Raw genomic sequence first — 14,657 nt, forward strand, 5'->3', positions numbered from 1 at the left:
AAATGGCACATCCTAAGAGAAAAACCTCGAAAACAAGAAGAGATAAGAGAAGAACACATTATAAAGCTACTGTAGCTCAAATCGCTACATGTCCTATTACAGGTGAAGCGCATTTATACCACAGAGCTTACTGGCATGAAGGTAAAATGTATTACAGAGGACAAGTTGTTATCGATAAATCTGAAGCGGTTGCTTAATACGTTTTTGTAAAAAATACTAGAACTCTCACATAGTGAGAGTTTTTTTTGTTGGTTATAATTTTCTTTTTTTAGGAAATTATATACAAAATAATTTCGTTTTTTTTTGTAATTTTCAAGTCTTTTAAAAATTTTTCAAATACACTGTATTTGAAAGGAAATAATAGAATATAATGAGTACAATCACAGCCGCAATTACCGCTGTTGGAGCTTACGTTCCAGATTTTGTTCTTTCGAACAAAGTACTGGAAACTATGGTAGATACCAATGACGAATGGATTACCACTCGTACCGGAATTAAAGAAAGAAGAATTCTTAAAGATGCTGATAAAGGAACATCGTTTCTTGCTATCAAGGCAGCACAGGATTTAATAGCAAAAGCAAATATCGATCCTTTAGAGATTGATATGGTTATAATGGCAACAGCTACGGCAGATATGCCAGTAGCCTCTACAGGAGTTTATGTTGCAACAGAAATTGGAGCTACAAATGCATTTGCATACGATTTGCAAGCAGCATGTTCAAGTTTCTTATACGGAATGTCAACAGCTGCAGCTTATGTTCAGTCAGGGCGTTACAAAAAAGTTTTGTTAATTGGAGCTGATAAAATGTCTTCAATTGTAGATTACACAGACAGATCTACTTGTATTATTTTTGGAGATGGAGCAGGTGCTGTTTTATTCGAACCAAATTATGAAGGCTTAGGCTTGCAAGATGAATACTTAAGAAGTGATGGTGTAGGACGCGATTTTCTTAAAATTTCTGCTGGAGGTTCTTTAATCCCAACTACAGAAGAAACCGTTAAAAACAGACAACACAATATTATTCAAGACGGAAAAACTGTATTTAAATATGCAGTTACTAATATGGCAGACGCTAGTGAATTGATTGTTAAAAGAAACAATTTGACTAACGAAGATGTAGATTGGTTAGTGCCACATCAAGCAAACAAACGTATTATTGATGCTACTGCAAGCAGAATGAACCTTGAAGATTCAAAAGTATTGATGAATATTGAAAAATATGGCAATACAACTTCGGCAACATTACCATTAGTATTAAGTGATTTTGAGCACCAATTCAAAAAAGGAGATAATATTATTTTAGCCGCTTTTGGTGGTGGATTCACTTGGGGATCTATTTACCTAAAATGGGCGTACGATACAAAATAAATCAAAACTAAAAACGAATCATTATGGATTTAAAAGAAATTCAAAACCTAATCAAATTTGTAGCAAATTCGGGAGTTGCTGAAGTAAAGTTAGAGATGGACGATGTAAAAATCACTATCAGAACAACTTTGGAAACAAATGTAACTGAGGCTACTTATGTACAGCAATTACCAGCTCAGGCTGCATTGCCACAGGCTGCTGTTCCTCAAGTAGCTGCGCCAGTTGTTGTAAATGTAAATAGTGAAGCAGCTGCTCCAGCTGAAAATTCTAAATTCATTACTATAAAATCTCCAATCATTGGAACATTCTATAGAAAACCATCTCCAGACAAACCAGTTTTCACTGAAGTAGGAAGCACTATCGCAAAAGGAGATGTTCTTTGTGTAATTGAAGCAATGAAATTGTTCAACGAAATCGAATCAGAAGTTTCAGGTAAAATTGTAAAAATTCTTGTTGACGATATGTCTCCAGTTGAATTTGATCAACCTTTATTCTTAGTAGATCCATCATAAATAAATTTAGATTTTAGATTTTAGATTTTAGAATGGTTCAAATTTTTTTAAATCATCTAAAATTATCTAATTATCAAATTGTCTAATTATCTAATTAAAATAAGATGTTTAAAAAAATATTAATTGCGAATAGAGGAGAAATTGCACTTCGTGTAATTCGTACATGTAAGGAAATGGGAATTAAAACTGTTGCAGTTTATTCTACAGCCGATGCAGAAAGCTTACATGTTAAGTTTGCTGATGAAGCGGTTTGTATTGGTCCCCCTCCAAGTAACTTATCGTACTTAAAAATGTCAAATATTATTGCCGCTGCAGAAATTACAAATGCAGATGCAATACACCCAGGATACGGTTTCCTTTCTGAAAATGCTAAATTCTCAAAAATTTGTCAAGAGCACGGAATCAAATTTATTGGTGCTGCTCCAGAAATGATCGACAGAATGGGAGATAAAGCTTCTGCAAAAGCTACAATGAAAGCAGCAGGAGTACCTTGTGTGCCAGGTTCAGATGGATTGTTAGAATCTTATGAACATGCACAAAAAGTGGCTAAAGAAATTGGTTACCCAGTTATGATGAAAGCTACTGCTGGTGGTGGTGGAAAAGGAATGCGCGCGATCTGGAAAGAAGAAGAGCTTTTAAAAGCTTGGGAAAGTGCACGTCAAGAAGCTGCTGCAGCATTTGGAAATGACGGAATGTACATGGAAAAACTTATTGAAGAGCCACGTCATATCGAAATTCAAGTTGTTGGAGATTCTTACGGAAAAGCATGTCACCTTTCTGAAAGAGATTGCTCTGTACAACGTCGTCACCAAAAATTGACTGAAGAAACACCTTCGCCTTTCATGACAGACGATCTTCGTGCAAGAATGGGAGAAGCGGCAGTAAAAGCGGCAGAATTCATTAAATACGAAGGAGCTGGAACTGTAGAATTTCTTGTAGACAAACACAGAAATTTCTATTTCATGGAAATGAATACTCGTATTCAGGTGGAGCATCCTATTACAGAACAAGTAATTGATTACGATTTGATTCGTGAGCAAATTATGGTTGCTGCTGGAATTCCAATTTCTGGTAAAAATTACCTTCCACAATTACATGCTATTGAAGTTCGTATTAATGCTGAAGATCCTTATAACGATTTTCGTCCTTCACCAGGAAAAATTACTACACTTCATATGCCAGGAGGACACGGAGTTCGTTTAGATACTCACGTTTACTCTGGTTATAGTATTCCGCCAAACTACGATTCAATGATTGCCAAGTTAATTACAACGGCACAGTCTCGTGAAGAAGCTATCAGCAAAATGCGAAGAGCTTTGGATGAATTCGTAATTGAAGGTGTGAAAACTACAATACCTTTCCATAGACAATTAATGGATGATCCAAAATATATTGCAGGAGATTATACAACTGCATTTATGGATACTTTCAAAATGAATAGTCCAGAATAATTTTAAGGCTGTCGATTTCGACAGCCTTTTTTATTTCTTATACAAACCCGATGCGTTTTTTACTCATCGGGTTTTGTTGTTTTTATAGGTAAGGAAACAGTCAAACTGTGTAATTTTTATACAGTCGGTTGGAGAATTACACACTTTTTGTAATGGTAAAATTTTGGCACAAAGCTAAGAATTCCTTTAAAAACAAGGGTTTAGGTGTGATGAAGGTGTGTTTTTGCATTACGGCATAATAATTTCATTATCTAAAGCGTAAACAACTACAAACAAAACTAAAATTTACATTATGAAAAAGATACTCTTATCAGCCGCTATTGTTTTGGGAAGTTTAACTTCATTCGCAGCAAATTCTTCAGTTGAAGATTCTATTATAAAAACAGTTTCAATTCAGGAGGAATATACTGAAATCAAATTAGAGGAATTGCCAACTGCAGTGACTGACGCTTTGAAAAAATCATTTCCAAATGCAGTAGTTTCTAAAGCATATAAAAATGAAAAAGCACAATATAAATTGGACGTAACAGTTGGAGGCAAAGAAGGAAATCTTTTTGCTAATGCCGACGGAACTTGGATTCAAAAATAATCTAAAAAGCGTGTCCCGTGTATTTTCAAATAAAAAATACTAAAATTAAATTAACTATCTTAAAATACTATTATCATGAAAAAATTATTTCTATCAGCCACAATCGTTTTGGGAGGTTTAACATCATTTGCTTCGACTTCGACTTCTCCAATATCAAATTCAATCGTAAAAACAATTTCAATTCAAGACGAGTACACTGAAATTAAATTAGAAGAAGTTCCATCTGCAGTTACAGACGCACTTAAAAAAGCGTATCCAGATGCAGTACTTTCAAAAGCATACAAAAATGCAGCATCACAATATAAACTTGATGTTACTGTAGGTGACAAAGTTGGTTCTGTTTATGCTAACGCAGACGGGACTTGGGTAAAAAAATAAGCCCTTTTTGTTCCAATCAAATTAATTAACTCTATTAAATATACACACATTATGAAAAATTTATTTTTATCAGCCGCAATCGTTTTGGGAAGTTTAACATCATTTGCTTCAACTTCTCCAATTAAAAACACAATCGTAAAAACAATTTCAATTCAAGACGAATATACTGAGATCAAAGTAGAAGAAGTTCCTTCTGCAGTTACTAACGCGCTTAAAAAAGCATATCCAGACGCAGTACTTTCTAAAGCTTACAAAAATGCAACTTCTCAATATAAATTAGAAGTTACTGTAGGTGATAAAGTTGGTTCTCTATATGCAAACGCCGATGGATCTTGGGTGAAAAAATAATTCGCTAACTAAAAAACTATCATTATGAAAAAGATATTATTATCGGCAGCTATTCTTTTAGGAGGACTGTCAGTACAAGCCACACCAATTGCTGTTAATCCAGCAACAGAGTCAGTAAAGTTTCAAGATGAGTATAAAGAAGTTGATGCTGTTCCGGCAGCTATCAAAACAGCTTTAGATGCTGCTTATCCTGGTGTAAAACTTGAAAAAGCCTATGTAAACGATAAAAAAGAATACAAAATCGATATTATTGTTCGAGATGTAAAATCAACTGTTTACACAGACGCAAAAGGAAACATTCTTAAAAAGTAACTATAAACTATCCCCACTATGAAAAAGTTAATCTTATCGGCAGCTGTCGTTTTTGGAAGTTTGTCAATCAATGCTGCAACTCTTGTTGCAAAAACCGAAATGGTTCAATCAGTAAGTATTCAAGATGAATATACTGAGGTTGCTATAGATGCTGTTCCAGCAGCTGTAAAATCGACTATTGAAAAATCTTTTGCGGGTACAAAACTTGAAAAAGCGTACAAAAATGCGAAGAACGAATATAAACTTGTCATAGCGAGCGGAGAGAAGAAATATACTTTTTTTACAGATGCTTCTGGAAATATTATTAAAAAATAATTCTTTAAAAAGAGCAATATGAAAAAGTTAGCCATCACAGGGGCCGTTATTCTGGCAAGTTTGTCTATTCCAACAAATGCGAAGACGATTAAAAGTAAAATAAATACGTCCGTTTTTGTTCAAACAGAATATACAGAAGTTACCGCAGATGCTGTTCCGGCGGCTGTAAAAACTGCTCTGCAGACTGCTTATCCAAATGCAAAATTGGAAAAAGCATATGTAAACGAGAAAAAAGAATACAAATTAGAAATATCAGTTAAGGACCAAAAGGCTACTGTTTACTCAGATGTCAATGGCAATTGGCTGAAAATATAATAAATATATTATAAATATAATTAGGTGAATTAGATTTATGTTTTTGGTGAAAAAGAGATTGCTTATAGCAGTCTCTTTTTTTTTGCATAATTTTGTGAGAATACAACTTTAATAGTATTATTTTAGCAAAAAAGTCCTTAAAAACAGATGTCAAAGATATTATTGATAGAAGATGATATTTCGTTTTGCAAATTATTAGAAAAGTTTCTAATAAAAAAAGCATACGATGTAACAATAGCTTTCTCGGCAGCAGAAGCAAGAACAGCAATTAAAAGCGAATCGTTTGATTTGATTTTGACTGATCTTCGTTTGCCAGATTCTGATGGCATCGGATTAATGACTGAATTTAAAAATTCGCATCCACACATTCCTGTTATTATGATGACTGGTTACTCTGATGTAAATACGGCTGTAAAAGCTATCAAAAATGGTGCTGCTGATTATATTTCGAAACCGTTTAATCCAGATGAGGTTTTATTGGTAATTACAAATGCGCTACAAAATAATGAAGCCGAAGAAATTTCACCAAAAGAAAAGAAAGCGGCAAAAAAACAACCTACATCAGAAAACGAATTTGTAAAGGGAATTTCTGTTGCTTCAAGAAAATTATTGGATCATATTCAATTGGTAAGTCCAACAGATATGTCTGTTTTGATTATCGGCGAAAGCGGAACTGGTAAAGAAATTATCGCAAAAAGCATTCACCAGCAAAGTACTCGAAAAAACAATAATTTTATAGCGGTTGATTGTGGAGCAATTCCGAAAGAACTTGCGGCAAGTGAATTTTTCGGGCATTTAAAAGGTTCTTTTACGGGTGCAATCAGCGACAAAATGGGTTATTTTGAAGCTGCAAATGGCGGAACGCTTTTTCTAGATGAAATTGGAAATCTTTCTTATGAAAACCAAATTCAGTTATTAAGAGCACTTCAAGAACGAAAAATAAAACCTGTTGGAAGCAATAAAGAAATAAACGTCGATATCCGAATCATAACTGCTACAAATGAAGATTTGCGCGAAGCAGTAAAAAACGGCGATTTTAGAGAAGATTTATACCATAGAATCAATGAATTCTCTATTCTGTCGCCTTCATTAAAAGATCGTGAAGAAGATTTAATGGTTTTTGCCGATTATTTCCTAGAAAAAGCCAATCAGCAATTAAATAAAGATATTATTGGATTTTCTCCAGAAGTGGTTGCAATTTTTCAGAAATACAACTGGCCTGGTAATTTACGCGAACTTCAAAATTGTGTAAAGCGTGCGACACTTTTAACGCGCGGCGATTTTATTGAAAGCGAAGTATTGCCAGCTGAATTTTTTCAAATACAAAAACAAAATTCTTCTGATAATTCGGTTACATTTTCTTTATCTGAAAATGAAAAAGAAACCATTATTCATGCATTATCTAAAACGCAGAATAATAAATCTGAAGCTGCAAAACTGCTTAAAATTACCAGAAAGACGCTTTATAATAAATTGAAGCAATACAACATCGATTAAACGATTTCTTTGTTTAAGATGGAAAAAAGCGAAACGATTTTGACTTTTAGATCTTTGTAAATGTCTTTTGCATCAGTAATTTCAAATTCATTTTTTTCTAAAACAACAAGTATTTTGGCAATTTCGTTAGCTTCGATTTGTTTGAACATTGGAGCGATGCGATGCGCTATTGCATTTATTTCGGCTGTATTTTCTAGTGAAATGGCATTTTCAAGCAAAGTTAGATTTTCATTTGTGCTTTCGATAAATGATTTTAAAACTTCGTTTAAAGCATTTTTGTCATGGGCCAAAAACTCTCTTAAAGTTACTAGGGAGTACAATTTTGTAGATGTTTTTTCTCCTTTTTCTGTTGTGTCAACTTTCGGCAAAAGGTCATCTTCTAAAATAATTCTGATTGTATCTAAAAGTATTCTCGGAGAATAAGGTTTTTTTACAACAGTTGTAAATCCAGCATCAGCATATACAGAAGCATCAAGATCTGTTCTTCCCGTCAAGGCAATGACTGGTTGGTTGTTGTAAATTGACATAGTTTTAAGTTTTTGCAAAAACGAGAACCCGTCCATTTCTGGCATTTGAATGTCGGTAATAACAAAATCAAAATTGGTTTTCTGAATGGCTTCCAACGCTTTGACTGCACTGTTAAAAGATAAAACCTGGTGTTTTTCCTGTCTTAAAACACCGCTAGTTAAATTCAGAAGATTAATGTCATCATCAATAACAATAAAAGTTTGTGATGTAGTTTGCTTTGAAACTGCTTTTTTAATTTCATCTGATTGGTTGGAACTAGTATCAAACAACAAAGGAAGCTGAATTTCAAAAGTGCTTCCTTGTCCAAAAACGCTCTCAAGTTGCAATGTCCCACCTAAAATTGAGATTATTTTTTGGCAGATCGATAAGCCTAAACCTGTTCCTCCATATTTTTTTTCGATGCCTTCATTTGCCTGCGCGAATTCTTCAAAAACAAATTTCTGATTTCCTTTTTCAATTCCAATTCCGGTGTCTTCGATTGTTATGACAAAAAAATCATTGTTTTCTGCCAGATAAGCGCTGATTTTTATGTAACCTTCTTCCGTGAACTTATAAGCATTTCCAATAATATTGCTCAAAATCTGTTTCAATCGGAAAGGATCTCCAACAATTTTCGAATTTAGTTTTTCATCAATAGTAATGATTAAATCAATATTCTTTTGTTTATAGACAGTCTGAATACTTTTGGCAACTTCATCAATAATTTGAGGCAGTGAAAACGGCACTTTTTCAATCGTAATTTTTCCTGCTTCTATTTGCGAAAAATCAAGCAAATCCTGAACTAACTGTGTGATATATTCAGATGAATTTTTAATATTATTGATGAAATAAGACTGTTTTGTATTGACATCTGAATTTCCTAAAAGTTCAGAATAGCCTACAATCGTGCTTAAAGGCGTTTTTAAATCATGACTAACCGTCGAAATTAATTGTTCACGGCTTTTGAGCAGATTTTTTGTTTTGAAATTCGCGATTTCAAGCTGTTTTTTATACAACTGCGATTTCGAATAATCGCTGACGATTAAAACAGAGAAAAAGAGGGTCAGAATTAATCCGGCAATTGCTGAGGCGGTAACAATTTCGTTGACTTTTTTAAGGGATTTTTCTTTTAGCGAATTGTTTTTTATGGAATTGATGATAATCTCGCGCTCGATAATTCGAAGTACTTTTCGGAGTTGATCAGAAATTGCAATTTCATTTTTGAGCAATTTGTTTTCTTCAAAATTCAGCGATTCTTTTTTCTTTTCGGCTCTTAATTTGACGGAACTTAAAAGTTTTTTCGAATTGGCTAAAATTGAATCTGAAGCTTTTTTGCTCAGCGTATTTGTGCTGTCATCCGGAATATTCTGATTGAGATAATCAACATATTGCTGCAATACATTTTTTTGATAAGCCCCAAGCTGATTTGGGTTTTTAGTAAAATCCTGAAGTTCTAGTTTGCGGAGTTTGAACTCCATTTTGGTAATTTCATCAATAGCCGAATTTACCGAAACTTCGTCATCGGCTTTGTTTTTTATGGTTTTTAACTGCTGAATGTTTTTGGTTTTTTCGGCAAGTAAATACGTAACACTATCTAAGAGCACTTTTTGATACTCTGTCGTTACAATTTGTTTTAAAGTATCAATTCTTGCGCGCAAGGAATCACTCTCAATTACGTAGCTTTTAAAATCTTTATCGGAGTTGGTTTGGATTGTTTTTCGGGCTAAACTTTCTGTTTTATAAACATTTGAGAATAATTTGCTAACTCTTAAAATCTTGTTTTTCTCGAGTGCAATTTTATCCTCTAATTTATTGTATACCACATTTTCAGAATATAAAAACCATCCCACAGTAACCACTAGCGCCAATAATGCAACGTAGCTGAAGAGCACTTTAATGGCGGTATAACTTTTTTTGCTCTCCATAGATTGAGTTTGGGCAGTTTTTAAATTCGATTTCACTGCAATTTATCTAAAAAAATCTGTTTTAAAAAGAGAAATTAAGCCTAAAGTGTTATATAATTCAAAGGTTTGGAAAATAAAATAGCCACAGATTATATAAAAATCTGTGGCTATTAAATGTATTAAAAACTTATTTTATAATGTTTCGTTCAGCCATTTAAAAAATTCACCTTGCCAAACTTGTGCATTTTGAGGATGCAATACCCAATGATTTTCATCTGGGAAATAAACAAATCGGCTTTTTAATCCTCTTAATTGCGCTGCTTGAAAAGCTTCTTGTCCTTGTCCAATTGGCACACGGAAATCTTTTCCTCCTTGGAAAATCAAAATTGGACGATTCCAGTTTTGCACCAAAGTTGCAGGATTAAAAGTAGTATATGATTTTTGAGCAACAGCGTTATCTTTTTCCCAATATGCACCGCCAAAATCCCAGTTATTAAAGAAAACTTCTTCAGTTGTTCCTAGCATACTAACGGTATTGAAAACACCATCGTGAGCAATAAAAGTTTTGAAACGATTGTTGTGAATTCCAGCTAAATAAAACACTGAATATCCTCCGTAGCTCGCGCCTACACAACCTAAACGGCTTTTGTCAACATAACTTTCTTTTGCAACATCATCAATTGCCGAAAGATAATCGTCCATAACTTGCCCGCCCCAATCTTTACTGATTTGCTCATTCCATTGAACACCATGACCTGGCATTCCGCGACGGTTTGGAGCTACTACCACATAACCTTTAGCAGCCATTAAAGAGAAATTCCAACGGAAAGAGTATGATTGTGTCAATGCAGATTGTGGTCCGCCTTGGCAGAATAATAAAGTTGGATATTTTTTTGAAGCATCAAAATTTGGAGGTAAAATTACCCAAACTAACATTTTTTTACCGTCGGTTGTAGTAACGTAACGTTTCTCCGTTTTGCTTAATGTTAATGTTTTGTATGTATCTGTATTTACATTCGAAATTTGTTTCCAAGTGTTTTTCTTCAAATTATAAGAAAAAATTTCAGCCGCATGATTCATGTCAGTTCTTGTAACAATAATATCATCACCTGCAAAACCAACTAAATCAGCTACATCAAAATCACCATTTGTAATCTGGCGAACGTTGATTGCCATTTTAGTCAAGCCAGGAAAATTAACTGTAAAAAGTTGTTTTGTTCCGTCAACTGGAGCAACAAAAAATACATTTCTGCCATCCTTACTCCAGATAAAATGATCTACAGTTCCGTCCCAGTTTGCTGTTAAATTAGTTTTGATTCCTTTAAATTCAACAATAATGTCATTTTTATCAGCTTCATAACCATCGCGTTTCATTTGCAACCAAGTTAAATTTCCTGTTGGAGAAAATTGTGGAGCAGTATCGTAACCTAAATTATCTTCAGTTCTGTTTGTTGTTTTTTGAGTCTCTAAATTGTACTCATAAATATTTGTGTTGGTAGAAATTGCATAGTCAGTTCCTGCTTTTTTCTTGCATACGTACAAAATGCTTTTTCCGTCAGGAGACCAAATGTAATCTTCGTCGCCTCCAAAAGGTTTTTGCGGAGAATCAAAAGTTTCACCTTTTAAAATGTCAATTCCTTTAGCGCCGTTTTTGTTTTCTTTATAAAAAACGTGGTTGAATTTTCCCTCGTTCCAAGTGTCCCAATGACGGTAATCTAAACCGTTATAAATTTGAGCATCAGATTTAGTAAGATTTGGATAATAATCTTTTCCTAAAACCTTGTCAAGTTTTACTTCTTCATTATAAACTAAAAATTTTCCGTCTGGCGAAACATTTTTGTCTTTTAAAATTTCTTTTGTGTCTTTGATTTCAGTTGCCGTTCCGCCATTTACAGGAATGGTGTAAATTTTAGAACTCGATTTGTTTTCCTCAACAGAAGGCGTTGAAACCTTGAAAACAACATTTTTTTCATCTTTCGAAAGTCCGAGTGGTGTTACTCTTCCTAATTTCCATAACAATTCCGGTGACATCACATTCTGTCCGATAGCGTTTAAACTCATCATTATTAAGGTTGTTACTACTACTTTTTTCATAATAAAAATTCTATTTTTTTGTGCGCTAAAAATACGAATATAATTTTGCAACAAAATGTTAAAAAAGGTTAAACCATATAAGCAATATAAGTTCATTTAAATTTAAGTTTTTAATGATAAATAGAATAAAATATTTATAATGTTTAAATGAACTTATATTACTTATATGGTTCAAAAAAATCATTATTTTTATAAAAATTTGATCGATGGAATTAAGTTATTGGGAAATAAAAAACTGGTTTACAAATGTAGATTACACCATTGTTGGAAGCGGTATAGTTGGTCTTCATACAGCGTTGCGCTTGCGAGAAAGATTTCCTGAAGCTAAAATTCTGGTTTTGGAACGAGGTATGTTACCACAAGGCGCAAGTACAAAAAATGCAGGTTTTGCTTGTTTTGGAAGTCTCTCTGAAATTATGGACGATTTGAAAACCCATTCAGAAGACGATGTTGTGGCGCTTATTGAAAAACGCTGGAAAGGTTTGCAATTGCTCCGAAAAAGGTTAGGAGATTCGGCAATTGATTTTAGACCTCACGGCGGCTATGAATTATTTTTGAAAGAAGATGAACTCGGATTTAGCGAATGTATTTCTAAAATTCCGTTTATAAATGAAGTTTTAAAACCACTTTTTAAAGCCGATGTTTTTTCGAAAGAAGTAGATCGTTTTGGTTTCGAAAACATTCAAGAATATTTGATTTTTAATCCGTTTGAAGCACAGATCGATACCGGAAATATGATGCAGGAATTGTTGAAGCAAGCAATTTCGGCAGATATTTTAATTTTAAACCAGCAAACAGTAACTTCTTATCAAGATTCAGGAAATGCTGTTGAAGTTGTTTTAAACGATTTTAGTTTCAAAACCAAAAAACTGCTTTTTGCGACAAACGGTTTTGCCGGATCACTGACAAATGGCGCAGTTAAACCAGCGAGAGCACAGGTTTTGATTACCGAACCCATTCACAATTTAGATATAAAAGGAACGTTTCATTTAGACAAAGGGTATTATTATTTCAGAAATATTGGTGACCGAATTTTACTTGGCGGAGGCCGAAATCTTGATTTTGAAGGAGAAACGACAACCGAATTTGGCCAGACGAAAATTATCCAAAATAAATTGGAAGATTTGCTGAAAAATGTAATTTTACCAAATCAGGATTTCCAGATTGCACATCGTTGGAGTGGCATCATGGGAGTTGGTAATAGCAAGAATCCTGTTGTGACGCAACTTTCTGAAAATGTGTGCTGTGGTGTACGTTTAGGCGGAATGGGAGTGGCAATAGGAAGTTTAATAGGAACAGAATTAGCAGATTTAATATAATGGCAGTAACCAAAAAACCAGCACCAAAAAAACCAGCTGCAGGCAAAGCTAAGCCGGCAACAAAAAAGAAAACGAACAGAACCTTTGGCGAAAAAGTCAAATGGTTTTTTATAAAAGCAATGTTGTGGTTTTTTGGGTTGTCAATCGGGTCAGTTATCTTTTTTAAATACGTTCCGGTACCATTTACGCCATTGATGCTGATTCGCGCCATTGAAAACAAAATGGCAGGAAAAGAAGTTTATTTTGATCATGACTGGGAGCCAATTGATAAAATTTCGATGAATCTTCAAAAAGCCGTAATCGCTAGTGAGGACGGAACTTTTTTAACGCATAACGGTTTCGATTTTAAAGCGCTTCAAAAAGCATATAAAAGCAACGAGCGCGGTCGCCGAATTCGTGGTGGAAGTACGATTTCGCAACAAACAGCCAAAAATGTCTTTTTATGGCAGGGAAAAAGTTATTTGCGTAAAGGTCTTGAAGCTTATTTTACCATTTTAATTGAAGTTATTTGGGGCAAAGAACGAATCATGGAAGTCTATTTGAATAGCATTGAAATGGGCGACGGCGTGTATGGTGCTTATGCAGCGACAGAACATTGGTACAGACGCGATGCTTCGAGCTTAACGCCAATGCAAGCGGCGGGAATAGCGGCGATTCTTCCAAATCCTAGAAAATTTAAAGCGACAGGTTCTTCCAGTTATATCAATAGAAGAAAAGAAAGAATTGTTCGCGAGATGCGTTACATTGGGAAAAAAGTAAATTATGATGGGAAATAAAAACGCTCTTTTTGCGATTTTTCTGCTGGCGTCGACTTTGGTTTTCGGGCAGGGAAATACAAAAGAATTTGGATTTATTTCAGATAATGATTTATATACATCTTCTAAAAATGATATGTATTATACAAACGGTTTAGAGCTTTTCTACCGCTATTTATCAAAGAATGAAAACGAAAAAATCAATAAAAAAATAACCGAATTTCGTCTCGGTCAATATATTTATAATCCGAGATATATCAATGAAACGGCTGTCGATATTAATGACCGTCCGTTTACGGGTTATCTTTTTGCTGAAGTTGGACGCAGTTTTTTTTACCAAAGCGAATCGGTTTTAAAAACTGATTTTCAATTGGGTTATATGGGGCCAAATGCTTTTGGTCGTGAAACTCAGGAAAGTTTTCATCATCTTATTGGCTACAAAAAAGTATTTGGCTGGGAAAATCAGCTTCATAATGCTCTTGCTGTGCAGGCGCATGTTATGTATTCGAAGAAATTATTTCCGAGCAAACACAACGATTTTATAGATCTCCACTTTCAGTCAGAAGCTAATTTGGGAACTATTTTTGACGGAGTTTCCACAGGATTTCTAACCCGAATAGGATTCAAAAAATTACTTCCTATTTATGATTCCAATTTGCACGATGCTTCGATAAGTGCAGCACCGCAGTACGAAATCCGCGAATTTTATTTTTACGCGATGCCGAGTGTCAATTATCAGTTTTATGATGCCACGATTCAGGGAAGCATGTTTAGTAATACGAGCCCTGTAACTTTTGATTTGGAGCCTCTTCGTTTTAACGCCGAATTTGGTTTGAAATACCGCCATAATAAATTTAATATTTCATATTCGTTTCTTTATCGAGGCCGAGAATTAAAAGATCCTGGAATTGATACTAATTCTGGGTATTTTTATGGAAGTATTAGGATGGGGTTTTTGATTAGGTAGAGTTTAAAATTGTAATTTTTAAACA

16 protein-coding genes are annotated in these 14,657 nt (G+C 34.2%); 14 read left to right on the forward strand and 2 right to left on the reverse strand.

The genetic code is table 11. The features are described 5' to 3' along the window. Window positions 1-2 precede the first annotated feature (2 nt). The 11 genes from rpmF to RB619_RS12310 all read left to right on the forward strand — a co-directional run bounded on the left by rpmF (window position 3) and on the right by RB619_RS12310 (window position 7,086). On the forward strand, window positions 3-197 hold the full coding sequence (rpmF, locus tag RB619_RS12260) for a 50S ribosomal protein L32 (RefSeq protein ID WP_008465217.1): 195 nt from the start codon (window positions 3-5) through the stop codon (window positions 195-197). Between the two features lie 173 nt (window positions 198-370). Beyond that, window positions 371-1,369: a beta-ketoacyl-ACP synthase III gene (locus tag RB619_RS12265; RefSeq protein WP_308097819.1), complete on the forward strand. Its 999-nt coding sequence runs from the start codon at window positions 371-373 to the stop codon at window positions 1,367-1,369. Window positions 1,370-1,392: 23 nt separating this feature from the next. After that, the gene (gene accB / locus RB619_RS12270; RefSeq protein ID WP_035653194.1) at window positions 1,393-1,881 is read left to right on the forward strand and encodes an acetyl-CoA carboxylase biotin carboxyl carrier protein; all 489 of its coding nucleotides are present in this window, start codon (window positions 1,393-1,395) and stop codon (window positions 1,879-1,881) included. 104 nt (window positions 1,882-1,985) lie between these two features. Continuing rightward, window positions 1,986-3,332 (forward strand): acetyl-CoA carboxylase biotin carboxylase subunit, encoded by a 1,347-nt coding sequence (gene accC / locus RB619_RS12275; RefSeq protein WP_095928349.1) that lies wholly within the window; start codon window positions 1,986-1,988, stop codon window positions 3,330-3,332. Window positions 3,333-3,624: 292 nt separating this feature from the next. Next, entirely contained in the window at window positions 3,625-3,921 is a 297-nt protein-coding gene (locus RB619_RS12280) for a hypothetical protein (RefSeq protein ID WP_308097823.1), read from the forward strand. A 75-nt stretch (window positions 3,922-3,996) separates the two neighbouring features. Next, entirely contained in the window at window positions 3,997-4,299 is a 303-nt protein-coding gene (locus RB619_RS12285; protein ID WP_308097825.1) for a hypothetical protein, read from the forward strand. Window positions 4,300-4,350: 51 nt separating this feature from the next. Next, complete coding sequence (locus RB619_RS12290; protein ID WP_308097827.1) at window positions 4,351-4,647, forward strand: hypothetical protein; 297 nt, start codon at window positions 4,351-4,353, stop codon at window positions 4,645-4,647. A gap of 24 nt (window positions 4,648-4,671) precedes the next feature. Next, entirely contained in the window at window positions 4,672-4,959 is a 288-nt protein-coding gene (locus RB619_RS12295) for a hypothetical protein (protein ID WP_308097829.1), read from the forward strand. A gap of 18 nt (window positions 4,960-4,977) precedes the next feature. Next, window positions 4,978-5,274, forward strand: coding sequence for a hypothetical protein (locus tag RB619_RS12300; protein ID WP_308097830.1), 297 nt, complete (start codon window positions 4,978-4,980; stop codon window positions 5,272-5,274). An 18-nt stretch (window positions 5,275-5,292) separates the two neighbouring features. Next, window positions 5,293-5,589 carry a hypothetical protein gene (locus RB619_RS12305; protein ID WP_308097832.1) on the forward strand — a complete coding sequence of 99 codons (297 nt, stop codon included), beginning with the start codon at window positions 5,293-5,295 and terminating at the stop codon, window positions 5,587-5,589. Window positions 5,590-5,736: 147 nt separating this feature from the next. Beyond that, a complete protein-coding gene (locus RB619_RS12310) occupies window positions 5,737-7,086 on the forward strand; it encodes a sigma-54 dependent transcriptional regulator (RefSeq protein WP_308097834.1) in 1,350 nt (449 codons plus the stop codon). Here the strand turns inward: RB619_RS12310 and RB619_RS12315 are convergent. Both RB619_RS12315 and RB619_RS12320 read right to left on the reverse strand, forming a co-directional pair. Beyond that, window positions 7,083-9,518 carry an ATP-binding protein gene (locus tag RB619_RS12315; RefSeq protein ID WP_308097835.1) on the reverse strand — a complete coding sequence of 812 codons (2,436 nt, stop codon included), beginning with the start codon at window positions 9,516-9,518 and terminating at the stop codon, window positions 7,083-7,085. The two genes, RB619_RS12310 and RB619_RS12315, sit on opposite strands and share 4 nt — an antisense overlap. 171 nt (window positions 9,519-9,689) lie before the next feature. Beyond that, window positions 9,690-11,591 (reverse strand): S9 family peptidase, encoded by a 1,902-nt coding sequence (locus tag RB619_RS12320; protein ID WP_308097837.1) that lies wholly within the window; start codon window positions 11,589-11,591, stop codon window positions 9,690-9,692. Window positions 11,592-11,797: 206 nt separating this feature from the next. Here RB619_RS12320 and RB619_RS12325 point away from each other — a divergent pair, with 206 nt between their 5' ends. From RB619_RS12325 to RB619_RS12335, 3 genes are read left to right on the forward strand one after another with little or no spacing between them, the layout of a single operon-like run. Next, a complete protein-coding gene (locus RB619_RS12325; RefSeq protein ID WP_308097839.1) occupies window positions 11,798-12,910 on the forward strand; it encodes an FAD-dependent oxidoreductase in 1,113 nt (370 codons plus the stop codon). Next, the gene (gene mtgA / locus RB619_RS12330) at window positions 12,910-13,686 is read left to right on the forward strand and encodes a monofunctional biosynthetic peptidoglycan transglycosylase (protein WP_308097841.1); all 777 of its coding nucleotides are present in this window, start codon (window positions 12,910-12,912) and stop codon (window positions 13,684-13,686) included. The genes RB619_RS12325 and mtgA overlap by 1 nt, the downstream gene beginning before the upstream one ends. Then, a complete protein-coding gene (locus RB619_RS12335) occupies window positions 13,673-14,632 on the forward strand; it encodes a lipid A deacylase LpxR family protein (protein WP_308097843.1) in 960 nt (319 codons plus the stop codon). The genes mtgA and RB619_RS12335 overlap by 14 nt, the downstream gene beginning before the upstream one ends. Window positions 14,633-14,657 lie beyond the last annotated feature (25 nt).

The sequence above is a fragment of the Flavobacterium sp. LHD-80 genome, assembly GCF_030929605.1.
Taxonomy (GTDB): domain Bacteria; phylum Bacteroidota; class Bacteroidia; order Flavobacteriales; family Flavobacteriaceae; genus Flavobacterium.